Source organism: Pseudomonas sp. GCM10022186, from assembly GCF_042656385.1.
In the GTDB taxonomy this organism is placed as follows: domain Bacteria; phylum Pseudomonadota; class Gammaproteobacteria; order Pseudomonadales; family Pseudomonadaceae; genus Metapseudomonas.
This window is the reverse complement of sequence record NZ_JBHSOU010000076.1, coordinates 52,434-75,614: the sequence shown is the minus strand read 5'-3', so window position 1 is coordinate 75,614 and position 23,181 is coordinate 52,434. Positions and strand designations below refer to the sequence as shown.

Below are 23,181 nucleotides of genomic sequence, written 5' to 3'. Positions count from 1 at the left end.
GTCAGAGGTACTTGGTGATCTGTTTGAATTCTTCCAGTGGAGCGCGTTCACCGTTGGTGAGTACAGCCACGGTGTGTTCCAGGCAATGGCCGACAGGGTCCTGGACAAGGTGCGCCTGGCCTGGCAGACGGCCCTCTCCACCGCGTGCAGTTTGGGCGATATCCACGCGCCGGTGCACCTTCACCGTCCCCTTTTCACCCCTTGCCTTCGCGAACCCCCGCGCACAGGGAAATGATGAAACCCCGCAGTTCATCCCGCTCCACGATTCCCAACTCACCTCGCTGGTAGGCGGCGTCGATCAGGCCAATGCAATAGCCGTCATACTCTTCACACTGATCGGCAGCCGAGTAGGCAAGATTGGCCACGGCGGCGTAGAAAGGCTTGACCGCGCCGGTATCCAGGCCATCGATCATTTCCCGCAGTTCGACCGGGATCAGGGCAGCTCCGGCGGCGGCCCGGTCTTCTGCGATCTCACGGGTCCAGGAGTAACGATCAGTCATGCGCGAGACCTCCAGGGGTTTCGGTGAGATTGTCGACCGCAAAGGAGATGGTAGATCAGCTCCGCATACCTCACAGCATGGCGCGATGAGGCAATCGATGACCAGGCCACTTCGACTGGCATGTCACCAACGACGCGGGCGGCGCCGTCCCGCAGCCCGGAATCAGGTTGAACGGATGCAAGCGATCGACACCTCACATCTGGGCCAATGCATTGGCACGCCGCTCGCCCGGCCTGGCGGCTGCACGCTTCCTGCCTCCGTAGCCCTACGGATGGCTGGAATCGGCGCCTGCAAGGCATGATGTCGACCGTGAAGCCGCTGACGATTTCCCGCACTTTCCTGCTCTGGCTGGTCCTGTTCTGCCCCGTTGCGGCCTGGATCGGCTGGCAGGACCATGCCGACCGCTACGAGCGTTTCTTCCAGGACACCAGCATCGCGCAGCGCATGCTCAGCCAGAAGACCGTGCAGCACGAAGCGGTGCTGGCCACCCTGGCCGCGCTGTCGCATCCGCCCATTCCCGAACGTCTCCTTCCCAGCCTGCAGCCATCCATGCCGCAGTTGCTGGGACTGGGCTACCTGCGCAACGACGGCTGGGCGGGCAGCACTGCCGCCGCGCCCGGCCTGGAGGCCAGGGTCGAGCAGGCCCGGCAACTGGGACGGCCGGTCACGCTGCCGTTGGACGAGGCCCGCTACTGGCTGGTGGCCCCATCGGGCTGGAGCCTGTTACTGGACGCCCGGCAACTCATACCCGCTGCCGACTTCCCGCCCTCGCTGGCCATGCTGACGCTGGATGTGGGGACGGGCCCGCTCACGCTGCTGGCGCGCCAGTCCGCCGTCAGTTCGCCAGGTTTGACAATCGACCTGCATAAACCCCTGGGCGCGGTCAGCCAACCCTTTCCCCTGCACAGTTGGCGCACCCTGACGCCCGCCGACTGGCCCTGGGTGGAATGGCTGGCCTGGGCGGCCGCCAGCTGCCTGCTGGTGGCCGGCACCGCTGCCTGGCAGCGGTCGCGCGCCGACGCCAGGCGGCAGCAGGAGGAGGTCCGCCTGGCCGCGATGGCGCGCCTCAGCACCCTGGGCGAAATGGCCGCGGGCCTGGCCCATGAGTTGAACCAGCCGCTGACCGCCATCCTCGCCCAGGTACGTGCCGCCGAACGCCTGCTGGATGACGAGGAAGAACGCCCCGCGGTGCGCCAGGCCCTGCTCGCCAGCGCCGGCCAGGCACGCCGCGCGGCCGACATCATCAGCCGCATGCGCGAGCTGGTGAAGCCCAGCTCACCCTCGCCGCGCACGGTGGTGGACCCCGATGCGCTGGCGGCTTCGCTGCTGTTCCTGCGCGAGGACGAGCTGGCACGCCGTGGCATTCGCCTGACCTGGCGCAACGCCACGCCAGGTGCCCGCCCGCTGGGTGACCGGGTGGCGCTCGAACAGATCCTGCACAACCTGGTGCAGAACGCCGCCGATGCGCTGGCCGAGGCGCCGGGCAGCCGGAGTATCATCCTGACCGGCGGTGTCGAAGGCACGGAATATGAGTTCAGCGTCAGCGATAGCGGCCCAGGCATACCCGCCGAGGCGCTGCCACGACTGTTCGAGCCCTTCTACACCACGCGGCCGCAAGGCATGGGGCTGGGCCTGGCCCTGTGCGAAACCCTTGCCGGTGCCATGGACGGTCGCATCGCAGTGCGCAACCTCGACCCCATGGGCGCCTGCTTCACGCTGCGCCTGCCCCTCGCCGGAGCCGATGCATGAGCCTCCCCGCACAATCCCCACTGGTGTACCTGGTCGACGACGACGATGCCGTGCGCGACGGGCTGGCGCTGTTGTTGCGCAGCGTCGGGCTGCGCAGCGAAGGCTTTGGCGATCCCCAGGCCTTCCTCGCCTCGCTGGCGCCGCAGTCCATCGGTTGCGTCGTGCTGGATATCCGCATGCCGGGGATCAGCGGGCTGGACGTGCTGGCGAAGCTGGCGGAGGTTTCCGACCTGCCTGTCGTCATGCTGACCGGCCATGCCAACGTCGACCTGTGCCGTCGCGCCTTCAAGGGCGGCGCCATGGAGTTCCTGCAAAAGCCGGTGGACGATGACGTCTTCCTGGATGCGGTGCAGGCTGCCGTGCGCAGCCATGTCGCCAGCCGCGAGCGCCAGGCGGTGACCCAGGCGGCCGTCGAACGGCTGGCACGCCTGTCCGGACGTGAGCGTGATGTGCTGGTGCGCATCGTCCAGGGCATGAGCAACAAGGAAATCGCGCGCGAGTTCGATCTGTCGCCGCGCACCGTGGAAACCTACCGTGCCAACGTCTTCGCCAAGCTCGAAGCCGACTCGCTGGCGCAGCTCATCCGCCAGTACGCCACCCTGCTCGACTCGCCGTCTCCGTAGCGCTACGGAGGCCGGCGCGTAGTCGGGCGCATACCGCGCCGGGTGCGTTCTGGAGACACTGGTCACTCCTCGATTCGATCAACGAAAAGGACCTGACCATGTCGCGTTTTTCCCTTGCCGCACTGCTCTGCACCCTGACCTTCGCGGGCGCCGCCAATGCCGCCGTGCTGAAGGAAAGCAATATCTCGACCGCCGACGCCCAGAAGCTGGCCGCCGCCACTGTCGCCGCCTGCCAGGCCAAAGGCTATAACGTGAGCGCCGCGGTGGTAGACCGCGCGGGCCTGCTGAAGGCTTTCGCACGCGCTGACAACGCCGGCCCGCACACCATCGAAGCCAGCCGCGCCAAGGCGTTCACCGCCGCCTCCGCCAAGGCCCCGACCCTGGCCATCATGGAAAACGCCCAGAAGAATCCGGGCGCCGCCAACCTGACCGATATTCCGGCCTTCCTGCTGCTGGGCGGCGGTGTGCCGGTCAAGGCCGGCGATGCGGTCATCGGTGCAGTCGGCGTGGCTGGCGCCCCGGGCGGCCACCTGGATGCGCAGTGCGCAGACGAAGTCCTGGCGGCCAATGCGGCACTGTTCAAGTAAGCGATTGCTGCACTTTCGCTGTTCAGACGAACTCCACAGCCTGTCCAACGATTCCGGCAGGCTGTGGTGGTCCTGATCCTCGCTACCGGAGAGAGCGGACGATCGCCCTACCGCTCGTTCGCGGCTCGTTCGGACAGGACCTCATTCGAATCGTCACAGGCAGAGCCGCTGACTCATGACCACGTCCTCAGGACGTGGTTTCCCAAGTTCAAATGAATCTGTCACCTTTTCCTGTCCCGAGTGCGACTGCGGGAACCCGCAACGAGCGTTATCGATACGACTAAACTGAGCCAGGTAATGGTGTGGAGGTCCTACGCATCGCTCTTGCCAGAGCATTGACATCCGGGCCCGGCGAGATTCCGCGAAAGCACCGGCGTGTTCGACCGATTCGAAGCGCGACCCGGCGCAGCGACCCAGGGCCGCCGGCGCAGGCCGCGCCACGGCGTTCGGGTTCAGCCTAGCGAGGAGGGAAGACGATGAGAACATTGCGAATGGGCACGCTGGTATTGGCGGCGTGCGTGTCCCTGGCGACGGCATCGGGCATTACCCGCGCCGAGGAGGTGCCGATGGTCACCGGCGAGCAATGGATGCAGTCGTCGGAGCAGCTCAAGAAGGCCTATCTCATCGGCATCGCCAACGCCTATCAGGTGGAGGCGGCCTACCATGGCTCGAAGCCGCTGTCCGATGAGCAGAGCCTGATTCCGCGTTTCGGCAGGGGCTTGAAGGGCCACACGCTCGACACCGTGCGCGAAAGGCTCAACCAGTGGTACACCGCCAATCCCGACCGCGTGAAACGGCCCGTCATCGAGACCATCTGGTTCGAGATGGTCGTGCCCGGTCTGCAGGAGAACAAGTAGCGGAGGTGATCATGAAGCGGTTTCTGTTGTTTGCTGCGGTCTTCACTGCAGCGGGCGTGATCGGCTGCACCTCGATGACCCCTCAGCAGCAGGGGACGATGAGCGGCGCGGCCATCGGTGCCGCTGCCGGCGCCGGCATTGCCGCGATCGCTGGCGGCAGTGGATGGACCGGCGCGGCTATCGGCGCCGTCGCCGGTGGGGTTGCCGGCAATATCAAAGGCAGCAAGCAGCAGAAGTAGGCGGGCCACCCTGTGGCATGGATCATCGGCAGGCCCGTTCGGTTGCACGCCACCATCGGCGTCCGCGGCCACGTGACCGGGCCCGGGCGACCGCGGCGAGCGTAATGCGCCAGTTCGCAGGATGAGCCGGGCGGCGTTCCGCGAGCAAAGCGACACCTGCGCAGCCAATCGATGCGTATCTCAGGCTTCAGCCATCCTATGGCGAGAGGCCGCTTTCATGGACGCCCGACGGGGTTAGTCGTAGACATTCCGACCGCTTGATTTCAGAGGAGGCGCAGCATGGAGCGATTCACCGGCGGTTGCCTTTGCGGCAACGTCCGAATCGTGGCGTCGGGACGCCCATACCGGGTCGGCCTTTGTCACTGTCTCGACTGCCGCAAGCATCATGGGGCCCTGTTCAACGCATCCGCGGTGTTCCCGCAGGATGCGGTGACGATCCATGGCGAAACAGGCGACTACGCCGGGCGGTTTTTCTGTCCCCGCTGCGGCTCGTCCGTTTTCGCGCGCACCGCGGACGAAGTCGAAGTGCACCTGGGGTCCCTGGATGCTCCTGACCAACTGATGCCAACCTACGAAAGCTGGATCATCCGTCGCGAGTCCTGGTTGCCGCCGTTTCCGCTCACCAGACGATACGAGCGCGACCGTGACGCCACGGGTCGCTTTGAGGAGTAGGTCAGCTGAGCCGGCCCTTCGAGTCAGCCGATCGTCTTGGCCATTTCAGTGGTGGCGGCCCAGCCCAGTTCTTCATACACCGGCTTGCCGGCCTGAGTCGCGTGCAGCACCGCAAAGCTCAATCCGCGCTGTGCAAACTCGGCTTCCGCCAGCTTCATCAGCGCCGAAGCCAGGCCCCGACGCCGATAGGCAGGTTCGACGAAAACATTCAGTACATAGCCGCGCTCGTCCAGGTTCGGATGGGACGGATGAGGAGGCCAGTCGATATTCATGAGACCTATCGCCGCCACAGGCTGTCCATCGTCCATCAGCGCAAACCCGTAGTAACGGCCATCGAGCAGGCGCTGGTGCAGCCAGGGCCGGAAGTGCTCGGTCATCACCCGCAACTCCGATGGAACGCCTCCCGCCTCGAGGAACATGGTTTCGCGATGCACACAAATCATCTGAAGGTCATTCAGCTCCAGCCGACGCGCCTTCAAGCCTGAAAAGTCGATTTCACCGAGAATCTCTTTCATCGCATGGACCTGGACGGAGTGGTCGATGCTAGGGCGGTGGGACGGTGAATGACAGGTGCAGATCGAAAGCAAATACGCCATACAGCGCCCGCTCTCAAGCCCGGAATACGAGCATCAGCTTGAAGGACTGTGGGAGCGAATTCATTTGAACTTGGGAAACCACGTCCTGAGGACGTGGTCATGAGTCAGCGGCGCTGCCCGTGACGATTCGAATGTCCGGGCTGGCAGGATGAAGCCGATGCGGTAGGGTGCGCCGTGCGCACCGGCGGTTCGACGTGGTGCCGAAGCCGATCCCGGAATCGGTGCGCGCAGCGCACCCTAGGGTCCAGGCCAGGCGAAAGGGGGCGGCCTTGTGCACGGGGGAAGATTCGCCCCCTTATAGGCGGCCAAAAGCCGCCGCCGCTTGCCCTCACCCCCCCTCTCCCTGAAGGGAAAGGGAGCAGTCCGTAGCGGCGGTTGGCGCGGTGCTTTCCCGTTTCCGGAAAAGGGGATATCGGGCGAATCCGCCGATCGGCATTCAATCGCGCGTCCCTATTGACCTTAAAGCTGACTTCAACCTTAGGCTCTGCCGCAACACAGCCCCGCCGTCGTCCGCTGATCCGCAAGCCGACGCACGGCGCCAACCCTCCGGAGAGCCCCATGTCGCCCTTCCAGCCCCTGCAGTTGCCCAATGGCGCCGTCATTCCCAACCGCATCGCCAAGGCGGCGATGGAGGAGAATCTCGCCAACCAGGACCAGACTCCATCGGACCAGCTGCTACGCCTCTACCGGGCCTGGGCTGAGGGTGGCGCCGGGCTGTTGCTGACCGGCAACGTGATGGTGGACGCCCGCGCCATGACCGGCCCCGGCGGTGTGGTGCTGGAGGAAGGGCAACAGTTGCAGCGATTCCGCGAATGGGCGCGAATCGGCCGAGCGCACGGGGCGCACTTCTGGATGCAGATCAATCACCCCGGCCGGCAGATGCAGGCCAACCTCGGCCAGCCCACCGTGGCCCCCTCCGCAGTGGCACTGGACATGGGCGGACTGTCGAAGCTGTTCCCGCTGCCCAAGGCGCTGGACGAGATGGAGATCGCCGCGCTGATCCAGCGCTTCGCCCGCACCGCGGTGTTGGCCGAACAGGCCGGCTTCAGCGGAGTGCAGGTGCATGCCGCCCACGGTTACCTGCTGAGCCAGTTCCTCTCGCCGCTCAGCAACCGCCGCGAGGACCGCTGGGGCGGCTCCATCGAGAACCGCGCGCGCCTGCTGCTGGAGGTGGTGAAGGCGGTGCGCGCCCAGGTGTCGCCGGGCTTCTGCGTGGCGGTGAAGCTGAACTCGGCAGACTTCCAGCGCGGCGGTTTCGAGCCGAGCGACGCGCGCCAGGTGGTGCTCTGGCTCAACGAACTTGCAGTGGACCTGGTGGAACTCTCCGGTGGCAGCTACGAGGCACCGGCCATGCAGGGCGACGCTCGTGATGGCCGTACCTTGGCACGCGAAGCCTACTTCCTCGAATTCGCCGAGGAGATCGCCACCGTCGCGCACATGCCGGTGATGGTCACCGGCGGTATCCGCCGCCTGGCAGTGGTGGAAAAGGTGCTGTCCGGTGGCGTGGCCGTGGCCGGCATCGCGACCGCACTGGCGGTCAATCCGGCACTGCCGGGCCTCTGGCAAGCCGGCCAGGTCCAGGTCAGCGCCGAGCTGCCGCCGATCCGCTGGAAACGCAAGGCCCTCGCCGCGCTGGCCTACATGTCCCTGGTGAAGTTCCAGATGCGCCGTTTGGCGAGCGGCGAGCAGCCGGAGCCGAACGCCTCGCCACTGCGGGCATTGCTGCAGGAGCAGTGGAGTACCCTTCGCCGCGCACGGCAGTATCGGCGGTTGATGAGCAGCCGGGCTGTCTGATGCTTCTGGTGGCCAGGAAAGGGGGACGGATCCAGACGATCCCCGCCAGCGGCCCTTGCGCTGATCATCCCTGTTCCGGTCGTGCCTGGACACCGAAGCGCATCGATGCCCCGGGTTCAGCCAAGACAAGGTCAGGCGACCCGGAGGAACTCAGGACTCCAACCGCCAGAGCGGGTCGCTGGCCATCAGTGCAGCCGCCCACTCGGCGAAGACCCGGACCCTGGCCGACAAGTGCCGTGCGTAGGGATACACAAGGCTGATCGGCATGCTGCCCAGCGTCCAGCCAGGCAACACCTCCACCAGCGCCCCGGCCTGAAAGTACGGGCTGGCTTCGGCGAGAGGCACGGAAACGATGCCAAGTCCCGCCAGCCCGGCCGCCAGGTAGGCGCCGCCATGGTTGAAGCGCATCGCCGGCATCTGGTCGACCGTGAAGCATTCTTCACCACGCCGGAGCACGGGGATCAGGGGTTTGCCTGAACCGGGAAAGGTGAATCCGAGATACCGGTGCAGCAGCAGATCGTCGGGCCTGAGCATGGGGGTGGCGTTCATCAGGTAGGCGGGTGAAGCGCAGAGGCAGAAACGCATCTGGCCCACTGGACGACACACCAGGTTCTGGTCCGCGACCGTCCCTCCCCGGAGCGCGCAGTCGATCCCTTCCTGCACGAGATCGACCACCCGCTCGCTGCAACCGATGTCCAGCTGGATCTGTGGATGCAGCGTCGTGAAGCCGGGAAGCGATGGAATGATGAGACACATCCCGACTGCCGAAGGCATCTCCACCCTCACCCGCCCCCGCGCCACGCTGCGACTTTGCGCTACCGAGGCTTCCAGCTCGTCGAGATCATCCAGTACCGCACGCGCGCGTTCGTAGTAGGCCGCGCCATCGGTGGTGGGCGTGACGCTTCTGGTGGTCCTGTGCAGCAGTTTCACGCCCAGCAGCGACTCAAGCCCCTGGATCTGGCCGGAGATCGTCGTTTTCGCCACATTCAGGGCCTCCGCTGCCCGGGTGAAGCTTCCCACTTCGACAATGCGGCAGAACGCGCGCATTGCTTCCAGCCGATCGAAGGCCATGATTGTCCGTATATCCGCACAATGAAAACGATTTTGCCCAGTTTATCCGCAGCTTCTCGCCCAATAAAGTGACTCCAAGGCCGCCTCCCCTACCCCGGCCATCTGGAGAATGAAAAATGAGTTCGAAGCGCCTCAACTATTACCAGGCCGCCCCTCAAGCGATGAAGGCCATGCTTGGCCTCGAAAAAGCCGCGTCCGAATCGGTGCTCCCGCGATCCCTGCGCGAACTGGTACGAATCCGCGCGTCGCAGATCAATGGCTGTGCGTACTGCATCGACCTGCACACCGCCGATGCGACCAAGGAAGGCGAAAGCCTCCGACGCCTGATGGCCGTGAGCGCCTGGAAGGAAACGCCCTTCTTCGACGAGCGCGAACGCGCCGCCCTGCTATGGACCGAGACACTGACCCTGGTTGCAGCCACCCATGCGCCGGATGAGATCTACGAGCAAGTGGCGGCCGTGTTCAACGACCAGGAACTGGCCGAACTGACCTTCGTCATCGCCGCAATCAATGCCTGGAATCGCTTTGGTGTCGGCTTTGCGATGCAGCCGGAGTGAGCAGGCCGCTACAGGTTCTGCCGACTGCACTGCCTCCCCCCAGCACAAGGCCACCTCTCACTGAATCAGTGAGAGGCAACCTTCTTTGCCCATCACAGCCAGACCGGCTCCGTATGGTCACCAAGATCCTTTGTTTCAAAAGAGGAGGCTGAGCTTTCGCACTCAACGCAGCCGGCGGTCAGACCGCCGCATCAACAAGGTTTGCCCGCCTCGCCGTCATCGAAGAATCGCACTGAGCCGTCGTACTTGAGGAAGAAGTCGTCGGCGCAGCGCGCAATCTCGGCATAGCGGCCCGTCAATGCCAGTCGCATCATTTCAAGCTGCACTTCCTCCTGCTCAACCATGTACTCAAGGAAGCGCCTGGCATTCGCCGGCCCTTGTTGCCGCAGCTTCTTCAGCCATTCGAGGTACTTCAGGGTTTCGCGGTAGATGAACCTCAGCAACGGTCCATGCAGCCTTGCTGGCAACGAGGAAACGGCCAAGGCCTTCAGCCTGGTTGACATCCCGGGGGCGGTACCCTGCCCCCATCGTCTGGCGGCGAGTGCGTAGCGAGGACGATTGAACACCTCCAGGTCCAGGTAGGACTTCCAGAACAATCCGTGCTCGTTTCCCGCAAACCGCTCGGCCATCCGCCCGATGGCCAGGAAAGCGAAGGCACGGTTGGCCAGTTCGTGACGGAACCCCTTGATGAAGACTTTGGACGCCATTTCGATCGACACCTCACTTGGAAATACGATGCACGGCGCGCTGGCCGGCGAATTGAACCGCTGGGCCAATCACTGGGCATTCCTGGGCCTGAGGCTGTCATCGAAATCTTCCAGCGACGGGAACTCCAGCGTCGGAAGCTGGTGAAGGCTCAGCAGGTGCTGGCGGTACTGTTCGAGGTAGTCGCGTCGTTCGGCATCGCTGATGTAGGGAACGTGATAGGCCACGAAAGGCGGCAGCACCTCAAGGCCGACATAGGCCAGCATGCCGCGCTGGATGGGCTGCAACAGCGTGGCCAGCTCGCCATGCACCGCCTCCGGACCGAACATGTGACGCTGTCCGCCCAGCGAGATGCAGAGCATCGCCTTCTTGCCCTTGAGGCCGCCGCGGTCGTAGATGCGCTTGCCGCCATAGCAGTAGCCGGAGACGAAGACGCGGTCGATCCAGCCCTTCATGATCGCCGGCATCCCGAACCAGTAAATCGGGAAGTTGAAGATGATCAGGTCCGCCCATCTGACCCGATCCAGTTCCACCTGGATGTCCGCAGCCAGGGTTCCGTTGCCGTGGTTATGGCGCTGCTCGAGTGCGTAGACGAGGTACGTCGCATCGGCCCGCGTTCCGAAGTCCTCTGCTGTTGCAACCGGGTTGAAGGATTGGGCGTAGAGATCCGAAACCACAACTTCATGACCCTGCTCACGCAGCAGGTCGAACGCCAGGTTCTTCATGGCGGCATTGAAGGATCGAGGTTCATGGTGGGCATGTACGATCAGGACATTCATGGTCTTTCCAGACAGCGATTAATGATTGAGTAGGAGGCTGCGGGAGCTGACATCGGCCCGCTGGGATCAATGCCCGGCAGGAGGCGTTGGCGCCGCCGCCAGAGTGCCGATGTAGTCGACTATGGCCTTGCGCTCGGCCGCTCCGGCCAGTTGCAGGGAAATGCCGCGCATCCAGATACCGTGCTGGTCGGCATGGGCGTCGGCACCTCGCACGCCCTGGGCGTAATGGCTGAGCTGGCGCTCCAGGTAGGCGGCGTCGAGGATGTGCAGGTTCGGCGTTTTCAGCAGCGCATAACCGCCGCCATCGGGGCCGTGACAGGCAGCGCAAGTGCCCTGGTAGGCGGACTTGCCGCTGGCATCGGCCACGGTCGGCCCACTGCCGGGGCCAAGGTCCTGCCCGGCAAAGTGACGGGCCAGAGGCGCGAACTCGGCCTCATCGAGGCTGGCCACCACTGCTCGCATCTGGGTGCCATAGCTGTCGCGCGTGTCGTAGCCTCGACGACCTTCCTTGAAGCCCTGCAATTGCTGGAGAAGGTAGTCGGCCTGCTGGCCGGCCAGCCGCGGTGCGCCAAGGGCCGGGTTGCCCTGGCCGCGATCGCCATGGCAGGCGGCACAGGTTTGCAGCTGGGCGGCGGCCGGAGCCGGCTCGGCCTGAACATGCAGGCTAGCGGCGAGCAGGAGTGCGCCGGTGCAGATGCGGTACTTCATGTGGTCAGTTTCCCTTGCGCTGTTGTTCTTCTTGCCGGGCAATGCGCTCCAGCAGTTCTCGGCGGACACGCTCGACATCCGCTGGGGGCGACTGGCGCCACGCATGTAATTCGGCGCCGGTGTAGGGTGTGAAGCCGGCCGGTAACTCGGATGCATCGAAGGTCTCCAGCATCCAGTTGAGAACGCCCGCCAGTGCCTCGTCGGAGAGCCCCGACAGCGCCGAGCCCGGCACCTGCACCAGGTACTCGCGGCCGCCGGGTACGCTGAGGAACTTCCCCAGTTGCCCCGGGAAGGCCGGCACCTGTCGTGCCGGGTTGCCGCTGCCATCCGGCAGGTGGCAGCCCTGGCAGTTGAGCATGTAGTCGAACTGGCGCGGCTCGGTGGCCGCCACAACGGGTGCCCCCAGCACGAGCGATACAGCGAGCGCCGGGACGGCAAGCACACGGAGCGCCATGGCCTACTCCTTCACTCCGATCACTACCGACAGCGAGCAGTGGTAAGGCATGTCAGCGTGGCTGCCCGAGCACCAGTTGAGGTCATTGGAGCTCTGCGGCCGGTACAGCGGCGAGTCGCCCTCGTCGCGCTGGCACACGCAGCGTCCGCAATTGCCCTTGCCGCAACAGTCGTTGTAGGAGATCACGTAGTCCTTGCCGTCCGCCGGGTTGCGGCAGGTGCCGATCCAGGTGATGTCAGAGCGCACGGTGCCGGGCGGGCAACTGTTGGGCGAGCCACCGCAGCAGCCGCAGAGGAAGCCGTCGATGGCGCAGTAGCGCCAGTAGTCGCAGCTGTTGGGGTCGCCCTCCTCCACCAGGCCGCTGCCGGATTGGGCGAAGGCATTGCTGCGATACACCGGCAGCAGCGTTGCCGCGCTGGCACCGATCAACAGCGTGCCCAATCCGCCGAGAAAGCCCCGGCGAGAGGTGCCCCGCGCCGTACGACGGGTGAAAAGTTCGGTGGCTTCGTCAAACCATCGGATCGCCATGCTCAGTGCACCTGCTGGTAAAGGGAATGTTCGGCTGCCTGTCGCGAGGCCTGCCAGGCCTGGATCGAGGACACGCCCAGGGCCTGGGCCTCGAACAGGCTTTCCAGGTGCTCACGGGTGTTGACCAGACCATGGGTAACCACGGTGCCGGCCGCGTCGATCAGCACGGCGTAGGGCAACTTGCTGATCTGGTAGGCCAGGCCCACCTCGCGGGACAGCAGGTAGGGAAACGCCTCCAGACGCTGAGCGGCGATGAAGGCTTCATGGGCAGCGGCCTCACCGTCGCTGGCCAGCACGATGCGCAGCCGGGAGCCTTCCTGGCCACGCACCGAACGCAGCACCGGCAACAGGGTCTTGCACACCGGGCAGGTCTCGGAGAGGAAGAACAGCAGGGTCAACTGGCCCCGCTCGCTGGCCCCGCCGAGGTTGACCGAGCCCCCAGTGAGGCTGGGCAAGGTGAAGCGCGGCGCCATCTCCCCCGCCTTGATGGACTTGCCCAGGGACAATGCCCCCACGGGGCGGATGCGCTCGTGCAGTAGGCCGATCTGGCGTGCCAGGGCCCAGACCGCGATGGTCAGGCCCAGGGTGGTCAGCCAGGAGAAGATGCTGGAGATCATCAGTGCGTATGTCATGGCTCGTTCAACTCGTGCAGGGAGGTACGATTGGCGACCAGCAGGTTCGCCAGCAGATAGAGGGCCAAGCCACCGCACAGGGCGCCGGCCAGGCTGATGACGTCGAACCACACCAGGGGGCGGTCCTGCGTCGGCAACAGCAGGATCAGTGCGGGCAGCAGCAGCACCAGGTTGCGCAGCGCCAGGGCGGCACTGGGTGCCTGGGGTCGACCACCCCAGTGGCAACCGCAGTCCTCGATAGCGGCTCCACGCCGCGCCGCCAGTGCGAGCACACCGGCATAGAACGCCAGCAGCAATGCGGCAGGCAGAGCCGCCAGGGGCTGCCAGACACTTGCCAGGACGCTCGCGGCAGCCAGCAGTTCCAGCGCTGGCACCAACACCTTGAGCAGTCCCGTGAACAGCGTCAGTTGGCCGCCGAATGCCGCACCGTAGCCCTGCAGCACACGGGCGAAGCCCTGGCCGTCACGAACCTTGTGCAAGCCAGCGGAGCCCAGCAGCAACGCCAGGCCGCCGGCGCTGGCGAAATGGACCAGGGGATCCTGGAGAAAGGCCGCGATCACCATGGCGCCACCATGTTCATGAAGCCCAGGGGGATATCGCCGATGCTGCGCAGATGCTCGCCGCTGTCGGCGTCGTAGAGGTTGATACCCTGGCGCAGCAGCGGTCCCAGGCCCGCCTCGCCCTCGGTCAGGTAGATCCCGGCGGTGAACAACGTGGGCATGGGCACCAGCCAGTCGAGGCTGTACAGGCGCGGATGCTCACCCTGGCTGACACCAATGGCGGTGCTCTGCTCCTTCAGCTCGACACGCGCCAAACGCCGTTGCGTGGCGATGTCGTACACCCAGACCTCGGTGCCCGGCTTCTGATAGTTCTCCGGCTTGTCCTGGTGCATCAGCACGAACAGGCGCCCGCTGCGTTCGTGCAGCGCGGTGCCATGGTTGCCGGCCACGCCCCAGCCATCGGCGCGCTCTTCGTCGCTGACCAGTGACCACTTCCGCGAGGTCTCGATGCCTTCGGGCGTCATGCGGATACCGTAGGCGTGGTTCTGCTGGGAGACGAAGTACCAGGTATCGCCATGGCGTACGCCGGTGGTGAGGATCAGGTCTTTCAGCGGGTCGAAGGCCGGCGCAGTGCGGGACTGCACGCGGACCTGCCCAGCATCGTCGAGGCCGAGGTGGAAGAAGCCGCCATTACCGCAGATGGCGTAGAAGTCGCGTGGGCCGGCCGGGTAGATGGATCCGCAGCCCGGCGTAGCGACTTCTCCGACGAAGCGCCGGGACTCCAGGTCGACAATGGAAATGGACTGGGCCGGGGTGAAGTTGAGCACCAGCAGGAAGCGCTCGTCATCCGAGAGGACGCTGAGTCCGGTGGAGATCAGCGCCGTCATGCGCTTCGCGGGAATGCTGATCTCGTGCTTGGGACTCAGGGTGCGGGCGTCGTAGACCGTCACCACGTCCGAGCGGGTGCCACGCACGCCTCGGCTGAAATAGATCTCGGTGGCGTAGAGCTCATCGCGCGCACGGGAGAAGACCAGGCCGTTGGACCAGATGCCGGTGTTCAACTGACCGAGGTTGCGGCCGTCGTCGGCGAACAGGTAGGCGCGACCGTCCACCATGTTGGGAGCGTTGCTGCCCCAGATCCAGAACCAGTCCTGGCCCTTGTGGTCGCCCAGCACTTCCACATGGGCCTGCTCCGGTTGAAAGGTGGCCGCAGCGGGAAGTGCCAGGGCGGCCAGCGACATGCCGCACAGCAGGTTTCGCAATGAAGGCTTCAGCATAGGGTCGTTCCGATGGCTTGGATTGAGGGCCCGGCAAGCAGCGCCGAGCCTGCAGTCTAGGGATGGCGCAACGGCGCAGGCTTGGCTGGCCGCGTCATCCTGTTTGTCATCTGGCGTCAGGGCGGCGACAGCACGCCCGAGGGCCCGAACAGCAGCAGGCCGCCGCTGGCCTGGGGCGCCAGCGCCGCCAGGTTCAGGCGGTCTTCACGAACCGTGGCGGTGAAGCGCCCTGCCCCCCGATCCGAAACGCCCACCAGCCCGCCATTGCCCACCAGCGCCACGCGCCCGTCGGGCAACTCGGCCAGGGCGGTAATCGCCTCGTGGCTGCCGCTGTCCAGCGCGCGCCAGCTGTCTCCCTGGTCGTCGCTCAGCAGCACGCGGCCGCTCATGCCGGCCAGCAGCACGCGGCCATCGCGCAACCCGAGCCCCGTCCACAGCGAGCCGCTGGCCCCGGTGCCCAGGGCTTCCCAGGTCGAGCCGCCATCTCGCGAGCGGTAGGCATTGCCCATTTCGGCGGCGATGAACAGGCTGCCCTTCGGCCCGGGAAAGACCTGGTTGAGGTGGTAGTCGTCGCCCTCGGCGCCGATGCTGAGGCGCTGCCAGCTGTTCCCGCCATCGTGGGTTTGTGCGGCATAGCCATAGGCACCGGTGACGATGCCGTGGCGGGCATTCTCGAACCAGACCGACAGCAGCACAGGCTGGCCTTCCAGGTCCGCTTGGCGGGTCCAGGTCTCGCCGCCGTCCTCGCTGCGCAGCAACAGGCCACCGTGACCGACGGCCCAGCCGTGCTGGGCATCGGCGAAGCTGACGGCAGTGAGCAGGCCGTCCACCGGCACGGCCTTGGCTTGCCGCCAGTTCTGGCCATCGTCGGAGAGCACCACCACGCCGTGGTCGCCCACCGCCGCCAAGCGCTCGCCGGCACGGGCAACCGCCACCAGCGGGGCGTGCTGGGGCGCGGCCAGGGGCATGGCCGGACCGGCGCCCTCTTCGGCGTGCGGGCTGCCACCGCAGGCCAGGATCAGCGCCGCCAGCAGCAGGCGCAGGGAATGAATCGCGGACATCGACAGTCCTCCTCGTCAGTGCGCGAGCAGGGGCGCACGGACCGGCCCCCGTCGTGGAATCAGGGTGTCCAGCATCACGGCGATGGCCGGCAGCAGGGTGATGGCCATGATCATGTTGACCATGAACATGAAGGTGAGCAGCAGGCCCATATCGGCCTGGAATTTCAGTGCCGAGAAGGACCAGGTGGCCACCCCCACCGACAGCGTCAGCGCGGTGAACACCGTCGCCACGCCCACTTCCCGCAGGCCCTGCTGGAAGGCGCTGACGATGTCCTGGCCTTCGGCGAGATGCAGCTGCAGGCGGTTATAGATGTAGAACGCGTAGTCGACGCCGATGCCCACCGCGAGCACCATCACCGGCAAGGTCGCCACGGTCAGGCCGATGTCCAGCGCCTTCATGAACCAGTAGCCGAGGAAGGTGGCCAGGGTCAGCGGCAGGCAACAGGCGATCATCGCCCGCCAGTCGCGGTAGACCAGGAACACCAGCAGCACGATGGTCAGGTAGACGTAGAGCATCATCGGCAACTCGGAGGTCTCCACCACTTCGTTGGTGGCCGCCTGCACCCCGGCATTACCGCTGGCCAGGCGCACCGTCACCCCGTCCAGGGAATGCTCGGCGCGATAGCGCTGCACCGCCCGCACCACCTCTTTCAGCGTGCTGGCCTTGTGGTCGGCCAGGTAGAGGTTGATCGGCAGCAGCGTGCAGTCCTCGTTGTACAGGCGCAGCGCCTCGGGCACCTGACGCACCGCCTCGCCGAGGGACAGCTCGTCCATCGGCAGCGCCACCCACTTCGGGCTGCCCTCGTTGACGCCGGAGGCCGACAGCTTGGTCAGGGCCGGCAGCGACTGCGCCGAGAGCACGCCAGGCACGTTGCCCAGGTACCAGGTCAGGCGGTCCACGTAGGTCATCACGTCGTGGCGGTAGCAGCCGCCTTCGGGGGTTTCCACCGCCACGGTGAACAGGTCCAGGCCCAGGGCGAAGTGGCTGACCACGCTTTCCACGTCCTGGTTGTAGCGTGAGTCCGCACGCAGCTCCGGCGCGCCGGGCAGTACGTGCCCGACATGGCGGCCCTGGCTCTGCCAGACGGCCAGCACCATCAGCCCCAGGCACAACAGGCTGCCGATGGCGGCATTGCGCGGCGCGGCGACGCGGCCAAGGCGGACCATGGCGCTATCACGCCAGCTGCGCAGGCGCTCCACGCGGGCCACGTAGGCGGCGTCGAAGCGGAAGTAGCTGGCCAGCAGCGGCAGCATGATCAGGTTGGTGACGATCTTGTAGGCCACGCCCACCGAGGCGGTGATGGCCAGCTCGCGGATCATCGGGATGGGCACCAGGGCCAGGGTGGCGAAACCGACGAAGGCGGTGATCAGCGCCAGGGTGCCGGGAATCAGCAGGCCACCGAAGCTGCGCCGGGCGGCGGTCATGCCACCGGCACCGGCGCAGACTTCGCGGGAGATGAAGTTGACCTGCTGCACCCCGTGGGACACGCCGATGGCGAACACCAGGAAGGGCACCAGGATCGCCAGCGGGTCCAGCCCGTAACCCAGCAGGGTCAGGGTGCCGAACTGCCAGACCACCGACACCAGCGAGCAGAACAGCGGCAGGAAGGTCAGCACCCAGGAGCGCGTGTACCAGTAGACCGCCAGCGCGGTGAGCAGGAAGGCCAGGAAGAAGAAACCGACCACGCTCCTGGCGCCCGCGCCGATATCCCCCATCTGCTTGGCGAAGCCGATGATCTGCACCTCGTAGTCGGCGTCGGAGTACTTGGCGCGCAACTCATCTTCGAGGCGCTGGCTGAATTCCAGGTAGTTCAGGCGCTGGCCGGTCTGCGGGTCCGGGTCCGCCAGTTCGGCCACCACCATGGCGCCGGAATGGTCGTTGGCCACCAGGCTGCCGACGAAGCCACCGACGAGCGTGCGTTCGCGAATGCCGGCGATGGCCTTGTCGTCGAGGGTGCCGACGGTGACATCGCCACCCACCACGTCCTCGGCCTTCATGCCCTCCTCGGTGATCTGCACCGCGCGGGTGTTCGGGGTCCACAGCGAGGTGACGCTGCGGCGGTCGATCCCCGGCATGAAGAACAGCGCCTGGGTCAGGTCATGCAGGCGCGTCAGCGCCGCCTTGTTCCAGATGTTGCCGTGTCTGGCGTGCAGCACCACGATGATCCGGTTGGCGCCGAACAGCACGTCGCGGTACTGGTTGAAGGTCTTGATGAAGGCGTGCTGCTGCGGCAGCTGCTTGTCGAAGCCGGCCGACATTTCCAGGCGCAGGGCGAACAGCCCCATGACCAGGGTGACGGCGGCCAGCACGCCCAGGGTCGCCAGGCGATGGCGGAAGAAGAAGCGCTCGAGCGCCCACACGAGTGAAGCCAACATGGAATGCCTCGATTCAACGCAAGCCACGGGTGGCGGGCCTGGCCCGCCACCTGCGGTCACTGAAGGTCAGAACGAGTAGGAAAGGCTGCCGGCGAGGAAGTCGCGGTCGGCCATCAGGTTGTTGTCACCGCCACCCCAGTACTGCACCCACTGCAGGTTGCCCTTCCAGCGGTCGCGGTAGTTGAACAGCAGCGAGGTGGTGAGCGACTTGCGCCCCTCGACGAAGGGCATGGCGTTGGGCGTGGTGCCGTTGACGTCGTGGCTGAAGTCCAGCTGCGGCGTGACGGTAATGCCGGTGCCGAACAGGTCCGGGTAGTTGATGCCGATCTCGGCCACATAGCCCCAGCTGGTCTTGTCCGGCAGCGAGTAGTCCGGCAGGAAGTACGGCGTCTCACCCGAGGTATCCAGGTCCGGGTAGTGGGCGACCACCGCCTCGGCCAGGAGGAAGCCGTCGGACGCGCCCAGGGCGCTCGGGATGAAGCCCAGCGGGTCGTTGGCGGAGAAGCTGTAGATGGCGTTGACGTCGGCCTGCCACTTCTTCTCTTCGACGAAGCCCTTGTGCACGCCGGTGTCGAACACGCTGAACTTGTTGAAACTGCCGGTGAAGGCCTGGCCGAAGGGTACGGTGGGGTCGATGCCGACGCTGTCGTCGGGCCGGTAGGACAGCTCGCCGGCCACGGCCACCGGCCCCACCATGGTGTTCATCGACAGGCCGAACAGGTCCTTGTCCTCGCCGTAATTGATGAAGAAGTTGTCCACCACCAGGTTGTCCGGGTTGGACAGCGCGGTGTAGCCGACGAAGGGCAGCTTGTCGTGGTAGCGCTGGTAGTAGAAGCCGAACTCGGTCTCGATGGATTCAGCGGTCCAGCGCAAGGCCAGGCCGTACTGGCCGCTGTTCTTTGCCGCCCGTTCACCGCCATAGGGAATGGCCAGCCCGGCGGCCACCAGGGTGGCGTCGTCGAGGCCGCTCACCAGCGGATCGCCGCAATGCCCGGTGGGCGTGGCGGCGGCGCAGGTGCCCGCGCCGAGGATGCCGTCCACATAGCCGCTGGGGTAATAGATGGAGCGCCGCCCCTCCCCCACCACATCCGCCGTGGAGAAGTAGGTGCCCACCGGGTCCAGGCCATAGGCGTTCCATTTGAACTGGTAGTAACCCTCCAGGCTCAGGGTATCGGTCAGGCCCAGGCTGAAGGACGCCATGGGCGCCGGGATGAACACCTCCTTCAGCTGGGTGCCGGGGGTGTGGTACTTGGGCAGGCTGAGGGCGTTGATCTGGTTGATGCCGCCGGGGACGAAGATCTCCTCGCCCCAGCTGATCACCTGGTTGCCGACCTTGACCTTGGCCGGCATGTCGCCGAGGTCGAAGGCCTTCGCCACCCACAGGTCGAGCAGGTCGAAGCGCTCCGTGGCATCGCGCTCGGCCTGGTCGTCCAGCTCGGTGCGGCGCGTGTCATCCATCTTGAAGTCTTTCGCCCAGGCGACCCGGCCCAGGGCGCTCCAGCCGTCACCGAACTTCAGGCTCAGCTCATGGGTGCCCTTGATCACATGGGAAAAGACGTCGTGCTTGTGGTAGTTCAGGTTGCCGTCGTCGGCGTTGCTGTAATTGATATCGGCGTTGGCGTAGCCATTGCCCCGGCTGAGGTTGTAGAAGCGGCCGAGCTCGTTGCGGGTGCCGGTGTTGCAGCCGCCGTTGTCGCCGCCCAGCAGGTGGCAGTCCGGGGACTCCAGACGGGTGGCGTCGACCGAGGTTGCGGCCTGCAGGCCGGTGGCACCGAACAGCGCGCACAGTGCGCCGCCCAGCAAGGAACGCGGGAAGAATCTCATCGGTTTCTCCTGAGGTTTTTCTTGTGGTCTTTCAGGAACGCGGCACTCCGCGGACACGAAGGGTCAGCGAGAGGGCGAGGCCCGAGGCATGGAAGGGACGTGCTGCGTGAATACCGGCATGGAGTCGGTACTGGGTGTCGTTGCGGTCATGGAACCGGCCCCGCTAATCTTGTTCTTGTTCGGGTGGGCGAGCTGGCCAGAATCTTCAGGCTCGCCTTGGGCACAAAACTATTGGAAGGCCGGCGCCAAGGATTGCCCGCTCGCGCCAGCCCGTTTGGCATCTGGCGCCATGGGTTTCACGGAGGGTCAGAAAGGGGCACCGGCACCACCACGACTCATTGCCCTTCGGCGACGGGCAGTGGATGATCCGCGCCGGCTACCCATGCCTGGCAACGAGGGATCGGCGGCGACACAAACAGACAGGCTGTGGAACACATGAGATCAGTGCGTACGGTCCTCTCCGAGAACTTCTTTCGTCGATTCAGTGAAGTCTTCGCGCCACATCTGGACGCGGTCGGACTGGACACCCGGATACTCGAAAGAGCGGACGTGGAGATTCCCGGTGAGCAGTACGTGGCGCTCTGGGAGGCCGCCGGCAAGACGAACCCCAATATCGGGCTCGTGCTCGGCAACCAGACCGAAGCGGATGATTTCGGCGCGCTCGGACATGCCCTGCACTGCGCAACCAGTGTCGAAAAGGTCCTGAAGACGCTTCACCAGTTCATCGTGGTCTTCGCCCAGGAGTCGACATTCACCTACGAGACGGACTCCCGCTACGTCTACGTCGACTACCAGGTGACCGACCCGACCGTCATTCATCGGCGGCAGGACTCCGAATTCGCCATTGCGTCCGCCTTCCGACAGCTCAACCTGATCACCAACAGCCCGATAAGGCTGTCTCGCATCGACTTCGAGCATGACCGCCCGGCCGACCTGTCGGAGCACAAGCACATCTTCCAGTGTCCGCTCTACTTCAATCAGCCCACGAATCGCCTTTACCTGCCCATCGAGACGCTGGACCTGCCGGTGTCGCATGGCAATGAGCGCCTGTACAAGGCACTGGAGCCCTACCTCGAAAAGGAACGCCATGAACGCTACATACCGGACGAGCTTCTGCTGCAGATCACCCGCCTGATCGCAGCGGACATGAGCAGCGGCGTGCCCTCCCTGGTCGACATCTGCGAACAGCTCGGCGTCAGCCGGCGGACATTGCAGCGTCGCCTCAAGGATCAAGGGATCGAGTTTTCGTCGCTGGTGGAGGATGTACGCCGAGAGTTGGCACTCGCCTACATGAAGGATTCGGAATACTCCATGACGGAGATTTCCTTGCTGGTGGGCTATTCCGAGTCGGGCTCCTTTACCCGGGCCTTCCGGCGCTGGACCGGGCAATCGCCGCAACAGTATCGCGCCGCCAACCGCCCCCTCTCCTGAAACTTCCCAGCCACGCGCCTGCTCCACGCCCTGACGAGCGCGGCCCCTGCAGCGGCGCCAGCTTGGCGCGAACTGCTGAAAGTTCTGGCACCCTCTGCCAATTCACCGCTTGAGCGGCCCATTACCCTGAGCATCGCCAACACGAGTCGGAATCCGCCCTACGGCAAAGGCGTTGAAAGGCTCATCAAACTGATACTTGAGCGCTGATGGCCCCTTGCAAACCATGACGCCGTCGCTTTCCCAAACACATGACCGCCAAGCGGAGATTGACAGCATGCCCCACCAAGACCCGCGCCTGGACAGCACGTCCTTCTGGCAGCACGACTACGGGCACTACTCGCCCAACGGCCCCCTGAAGGAAGACCTGAAGGTGGACGTGGCCATCATCGGCGGCGGCTTCACCGGCCTGAACACCGCCTGGCAATTCCAGCGGGACAACCCCAATGCGCGCGTGGTGGTGCTCGAAGCCGCCGTCATCGGCTTCGGCGCCAGCGGCCGCAACGCCGGTTTCAGTACCCGGCTCTTCGGACTCGAACCGGAGATGGTGCTGCTGCGCTGGGGCAAGCAGAAACTGATCGACGCCCACCACTACCTGGACAAGGCGGTCGCCCACACGAAAGACCTGATCGAGGCGCAGGGTCTGCAATCGGATTACCGCCATACCGGCATGGTTCGCATCAGCTACTCCAGCAAACAGCTGGGCCGACTGGAGAAGACCTATCAGTTGCACCAGCAACTGGGCATCGATGGCGATCTCAAGTGGCAGGACCGGTCCCGGGTACAACAGGACTTCCATTCGGAGCGCTTCATCGGTGGGATCTATGAGTCCAACACCGGCTACCTCAACCCCTGCAAGCAGGTTCGCGAACTCAAGCGCCTGGCCGAATCGGCTGGCGTTTCAATCTACGAAACCAGCCCGGTCACCCACATCGAAAGGAGCGTCTCGGCCATAACGCTCAAGACCCCGGGTGGCAAGGTCACCGCCGACAAGCTGGTGATCGCCACCAACGCTTACTCCCGCCAGGTGCCGGACACCCGCAGACTGCAGAACCGGCAGGTCCCCCTCTGGACCTACCAGGTCGTCACCGAGCGCCTCACGGCGGAACAATGGGCGAGCATCGGCTGGAACGACCGGCAGGCGTTCGGCGACAACCGGCAACTGCTGCATTACTTCCGCCCCACGGTGGATGGCCGCATCGTCATGGGTGGGGGCGACGCGATCGTATACCGGACGCCCGCCATGGACGAAGTGCCCTCGCCCATGAGCTGGCAGCACTGCGAAGCCCATTTGAAGTGGATCTACCCTCAGCTGAAGGACGTGCGCATCGACTATCGATGGGGCGGCCCTGTCTCGGTGAACACCGACATGGTCCCCGAGATCAGCTTCGTCGATGACGAACGCATCATCTATTCCGGCGGTTGCTTTGGTCACGGCGTAGCGTTGACGCACCTCAACGGCCGAACCATCGCAGACCTGCTCAATGGCAGAAAAACCGAACTGACGGACTTCTGGATCGTAAACAGAAAATCCATCCCCATGCCGAGCGACAGGCTTTCGTATTTCGGTGGCCGAGTAGCCCGTAGAGCACTTCAAGCTTTTGACTGGTGGGAAGAACGAAACTTGAAAGGCAAGTAACAGAACCGCACCGGCATCATGCTGC

24 protein-coding genes and 1 pseudogene are annotated in these 23,181 nt (G+C 65.1%); 10 read left to right on the top strand and 15 right to left on the bottom strand.

Annotated elements, in window-relative coordinates; genetic code table 11:
• Position 1 precedes the first annotated feature (1 nt).
• Positions 2-162, bottom strand: a pseudogene (locus ACFPU0_RS28200) (metal resistance protein); the annotation flags it as partial.
• Positions 163-194: 32 nt separating this feature from the next.
• Entirely contained in the window at positions 195-500 is a 306-nt protein-coding gene (locus ACFPU0_RS28195; protein ID WP_377696596.1) for a hypothetical protein, read from the bottom strand.
• Positions 501-800: 300 nt separating this feature from the next.
• Here ACFPU0_RS28195 and ACFPU0_RS28190 point away from each other — a divergent pair, with 300 nt between their 5' ends.
• The 6 genes from ACFPU0_RS28190 (at position 801) to ACFPU0_RS28165 (ending at position 5,227) form a co-directional block, all read left to right on the top strand.
• Positions 801-2,249 carry a sensor histidine kinase gene (locus ACFPU0_RS28190; protein WP_377696595.1) on the top strand — a complete coding sequence of 483 codons (1,449 nt, stop codon included), beginning with the start codon at positions 801-803 and terminating at the stop codon, positions 2,247-2,249.
• Positions 2,246-2,872: a response regulator transcription factor gene (locus ACFPU0_RS28185; protein ID WP_377696594.1), complete on the top strand. Its 627-nt coding sequence runs from the start codon at positions 2,246-2,248 to the stop codon at positions 2,870-2,872. Before ACFPU0_RS28190 ends, ACFPU0_RS28185 begins: the two co-directional genes overlap by 4 nt.
• Before the next feature lie 98 nt (positions 2,873-2,970).
• Entirely contained in the window at positions 2,971-3,459 is a 489-nt protein-coding gene (locus ACFPU0_RS28180; protein WP_377696593.1) for a GlcG/HbpS family heme-binding protein, read from the top strand.
• 491 nt (positions 3,460-3,950) lie between these two features.
• On the top strand, positions 3,951-4,316 hold the full coding sequence (locus ACFPU0_RS28175) for a hypothetical protein (protein ID WP_377696592.1): 366 nt from the start codon (positions 3,951-3,953) through the stop codon (positions 4,314-4,316).
• An 11-nt stretch (positions 4,317-4,327) separates the two neighbouring features.
• Positions 4,328-4,555 carry a YMGG-like glycine zipper-containing protein gene (locus tag ACFPU0_RS28170; RefSeq protein ID WP_377696591.1) on the top strand — a complete coding sequence of 76 codons (228 nt, stop codon included), beginning with the start codon at positions 4,328-4,330 and terminating at the stop codon, positions 4,553-4,555.
• A gap of 279 nt (positions 4,556-4,834) precedes the next feature.
• Positions 4,835-5,227 carry a GFA family protein gene (locus ACFPU0_RS28165; protein ID WP_377696590.1) on the top strand — a complete coding sequence of 131 codons (393 nt, stop codon included), beginning with the start codon at positions 4,835-4,837 and terminating at the stop codon, positions 5,225-5,227.
• Between the two features lie 23 nt (positions 5,228-5,250).
• Here the strand turns inward: ACFPU0_RS28165 and ACFPU0_RS28160 are convergent, their stop codons facing one another.
• Entirely contained in the window at positions 5,251-5,742 is a 492-nt protein-coding gene (locus ACFPU0_RS28160; RefSeq protein ID WP_377696589.1) for a GNAT family N-acetyltransferase, read from the bottom strand.
• A gap of 639 nt (positions 5,743-6,381) precedes the next feature.
• Between ACFPU0_RS28160 and ACFPU0_RS28155 the strand changes: the two genes are divergently transcribed.
• Entirely contained in the window at positions 6,382-7,617 is a 1,236-nt protein-coding gene (locus ACFPU0_RS28155; RefSeq protein ID WP_377696588.1) for an NADH:flavin oxidoreductase/NADH oxidase family protein, read from the top strand.
• 150 nt (positions 7,618-7,767) lie between these two features.
• On the opposite strand, the gene ACFPU0_RS28150 is transcribed toward ACFPU0_RS28155, so the two are convergent.
• On the bottom strand, positions 7,768-8,688 hold the full coding sequence (locus ACFPU0_RS28150; RefSeq protein ID WP_377696587.1) for a LysR substrate-binding domain-containing protein: 921 nt from the start codon (positions 8,686-8,688) through the stop codon (positions 7,768-7,770).
• A gap of 116 nt (positions 8,689-8,804) precedes the next feature.
• Between ACFPU0_RS28150 and ACFPU0_RS28145 the strand changes: the two genes are divergently transcribed.
• Positions 8,805-9,245 carry a carboxymuconolactone decarboxylase family protein gene (locus ACFPU0_RS28145; RefSeq protein ID WP_377696586.1) on the top strand — a complete coding sequence of 147 codons (441 nt, stop codon included), beginning with the start codon at positions 8,805-8,807 and terminating at the stop codon, positions 9,243-9,245.
• 191 nt (positions 9,246-9,436) lie between these two features.
• Here ACFPU0_RS28145 and ACFPU0_RS28140 read toward each other — a convergent pair whose 3' ends face one another.
• From ACFPU0_RS28140 to ACFPU0_RS28090, 11 genes are all read right to left on the bottom strand, one after another.
• Complete coding sequence (locus ACFPU0_RS28140; protein ID WP_377696585.1) at positions 9,437-10,021, bottom strand: hypothetical protein; 585 nt, start codon at positions 10,019-10,021, stop codon at positions 9,437-9,439.
• Entirely contained in the window at positions 10,022-10,729 is a 708-nt protein-coding gene (locus ACFPU0_RS28135; protein ID WP_377696584.1) for an NAD(P)H-dependent oxidoreductase, read from the bottom strand. It abuts the gene before it with no gap.
• A gap of 66 nt (positions 10,730-10,795) precedes the next feature.
• Positions 10,796-11,437, bottom strand: a complete 642-nt coding sequence (locus ACFPU0_RS28130) for a c-type cytochrome (protein WP_377696583.1) — start codon at positions 11,435-11,437, stop codon at positions 10,796-10,798.
• 4 nt (positions 11,438-11,441) lie between these two features.
• Positions 11,442-11,891, bottom strand: coding sequence for a c-type cytochrome (locus ACFPU0_RS28125; protein WP_377696582.1), 450 nt, complete (start codon positions 11,889-11,891; stop codon positions 11,442-11,444).
• 3 nt (positions 11,892-11,894) lie between these two features.
• Positions 11,895-12,413 (bottom strand): methylamine dehydrogenase light chain, encoded by a 519-nt coding sequence (locus ACFPU0_RS28120; RefSeq protein WP_377696656.1) that lies wholly within the window; start codon positions 12,411-12,413, stop codon positions 11,895-11,897.
• 8 nt (positions 12,414-12,421) lie between these two features.
• Positions 12,422-13,051: a redoxin domain-containing protein gene (locus ACFPU0_RS28115; protein ID WP_377696581.1), complete on the bottom strand. Its 630-nt coding sequence runs from the start codon at positions 13,049-13,051 to the stop codon at positions 12,422-12,424.
• The gene (locus ACFPU0_RS28110; RefSeq protein WP_377696580.1) at positions 13,048-13,614 is read right to left on the bottom strand and encodes a MauE/DoxX family redox-associated membrane protein; all 567 of its coding nucleotides are present in this window, start codon (positions 13,612-13,614) and stop codon (positions 13,048-13,050) included. Before ACFPU0_RS28110 ends, ACFPU0_RS28115 begins: the two co-directional genes overlap by 4 nt.
• Positions 13,608-14,828: an amine dehydrogenase large subunit gene (locus ACFPU0_RS28105; protein WP_377696579.1), complete on the bottom strand. Its 1,221-nt coding sequence runs from the start codon at positions 14,826-14,828 to the stop codon at positions 13,608-13,610. Before ACFPU0_RS28105 ends, ACFPU0_RS28110 begins: the two co-directional genes overlap by 7 nt.
• Positions 14,829-14,944: 116 nt before the next feature.
• A complete protein-coding gene (locus tag ACFPU0_RS28100) occupies positions 14,945-15,889 on the bottom strand; it encodes a WD40/YVTN/BNR-like repeat-containing protein (RefSeq protein ID WP_377696578.1) in 945 nt (314 codons plus the stop codon).
• Between the two features lie 15 nt (positions 15,890-15,904).
• Positions 15,905-18,265: an efflux RND transporter permease subunit gene (locus tag ACFPU0_RS28095; RefSeq protein ID WP_377696577.1), complete on the bottom strand. Its 2,361-nt coding sequence runs from the start codon at positions 18,263-18,265 to the stop codon at positions 15,905-15,907.
• A gap of 66 nt (positions 18,266-18,331) precedes the next feature.
• On the bottom strand, positions 18,332-20,089 hold the full coding sequence (locus ACFPU0_RS28090) for a DUF1302 domain-containing protein (RefSeq protein WP_377696576.1): 1,758 nt from the start codon (positions 20,087-20,089) through the stop codon (positions 18,332-18,334).
• Positions 20,090-20,524: 435 nt separating this feature from the next.
• On the opposite strand from ACFPU0_RS28090, the gene ACFPU0_RS28085 reads away from it, so the two are divergent.
• Complete coding sequence (locus tag ACFPU0_RS28085; RefSeq protein ID WP_377696575.1) at positions 20,525-21,520, top strand: AraC family transcriptional regulator; 996 nt, start codon at positions 20,525-20,527, stop codon at positions 21,518-21,520.
• 274 nt (positions 21,521-21,794) lie between these two features.
• On the top strand, positions 21,795-23,156 hold the full coding sequence (locus tag ACFPU0_RS28080) for an NAD(P)/FAD-dependent oxidoreductase (RefSeq protein WP_377696574.1): 1,362 nt from the start codon (positions 21,795-21,797) through the stop codon (positions 23,154-23,156).
• Positions 23,157-23,181 lie beyond the last annotated feature (25 nt).

What these genes read in the sequence shown, in the direction of transcription:
- ACFPU0_RS28130 (WP_377696583.1), bottom strand. Translation starts at nt 11,437, where the DNA reads ATGAAGTACCGCATCTGCACCGGCGCACTCCTGCTCGCCGCTAGCCTG.
- ACFPU0_RS28180 (WP_377696593.1), top strand. Translation starts at nt 2,971, where the DNA reads ATGTCGCGTTTTTCCCTTGCCGCACTGCTCTGCACCCTGACCTTCGCG.
- ACFPU0_RS28105 (WP_377696579.1), bottom strand. Translation starts at nt 14,828, where the DNA reads ATGCTGAAGCCTTCATTGCGAAACCTGCTGTGCGGCATGTCGCTGGCC.
- ACFPU0_RS28195 (WP_377696596.1), bottom strand. Translation starts at nt 500, where the DNA reads ATGACTGATCGTTACTCCTGGACCCGTGAGATCGCAGAAGACCGGGCC.
- ACFPU0_RS28145 (WP_377696586.1), top strand. Translation starts at nt 8,805, where the DNA reads ATGAGTTCGAAGCGCCTCAACTATTACCAGGCCGCCCCTCAAGCGATG.
- ACFPU0_RS28085 (WP_377696575.1), top strand. Translation starts at nt 20,525, where the DNA reads ATGAGATCAGTGCGTACGGTCCTCTCCGAGAACTTCTTTCGTCGATTC.
- ACFPU0_RS28185 (WP_377696594.1), top strand. Translation starts at nt 2,246, where the DNA reads ATGAGCCTCCCCGCACAATCCCCACTGGTGTACCTGGTCGACGACGAC.
- ACFPU0_RS28135 (WP_377696584.1), bottom strand. Translation starts at nt 10,729, where the DNA reads ATGAATGTCCTGATCGTACATGCCCACCATGAACCTCGATCCTTCAAT.
- ACFPU0_RS28170 (WP_377696591.1), top strand. Translation starts at nt 4,328, where the DNA reads ATGAAGCGGTTTCTGTTGTTTGCTGCGGTCTTCACTGCAGCGGGCGTG.
- ACFPU0_RS28115 (WP_377696581.1), bottom strand. Translation starts at nt 13,051, where the DNA reads ATGACATACGCACTGATGATCTCCAGCATCTTCTCCTGGCTGACCACC.
- ACFPU0_RS28190 (WP_377696595.1), top strand. Translation starts at nt 801, where the DNA reads ATGTCGACCGTGAAGCCGCTGACGATTTCCCGCACTTTCCTGCTCTGG.
- ACFPU0_RS28155 (WP_377696588.1), top strand. Translation starts at nt 6,382, where the DNA reads ATGTCGCCCTTCCAGCCCCTGCAGTTGCCCAATGGCGCCGTCATTCCC.
- ACFPU0_RS28125 (WP_377696582.1), bottom strand. Translation starts at nt 11,891, where the DNA reads ATGGCGCTCCGTGTGCTTGCCGTCCCGGCGCTCGCTGTATCGCTCGTG.
- ACFPU0_RS28160 (WP_377696589.1), bottom strand. Translation starts at nt 5,742, where the DNA reads ATGAAAGAGATTCTCGGTGAAATCGACTTTTCAGGCTTGAAGGCGCGT.
- ACFPU0_RS28150 (WP_377696587.1), bottom strand. Translation starts at nt 8,688, where the DNA reads ATGGCCTTCGATCGGCTGGAAGCAATGCGCGCGTTCTGCCGCATTGTC.
- ACFPU0_RS28110 (WP_377696580.1), bottom strand. Translation starts at nt 13,614, where the DNA reads ATGGTGATCGCGGCCTTTCTCCAGGATCCCCTGGTCCATTTCGCCAGC.
- ACFPU0_RS28095 (WP_377696577.1), bottom strand. Translation starts at nt 18,265, where the DNA reads ATGTTGGCTTCACTCGTGTGGGCGCTCGAGCGCTTCTTCTTCCGCCAT.
- ACFPU0_RS28100 (WP_377696578.1), bottom strand. Translation starts at nt 15,889, where the DNA reads ATGTCCGCGATTCATTCCCTGCGCCTGCTGCTGGCGGCGCTGATCCTG.
- ACFPU0_RS28090 (WP_377696576.1), bottom strand. Translation starts at nt 20,089, where the DNA reads ATGAGATTCTTCCCGCGTTCCTTGCTGGGCGGCGCACTGTGCGCGCTG.
- ACFPU0_RS28175 (WP_377696592.1), top strand. Translation starts at nt 3,951, where the DNA reads ATGGGCACGCTGGTATTGGCGGCGTGCGTGTCCCTGGCGACGGCATCG.
- ACFPU0_RS28080 (WP_377696574.1), top strand. Translation starts at nt 21,795, where the DNA reads ATGCCCCACCAAGACCCGCGCCTGGACAGCACGTCCTTCTGGCAGCAC.
- ACFPU0_RS28165 (WP_377696590.1), top strand. Translation starts at nt 4,835, where the DNA reads ATGGAGCGATTCACCGGCGGTTGCCTTTGCGGCAACGTCCGAATCGTG.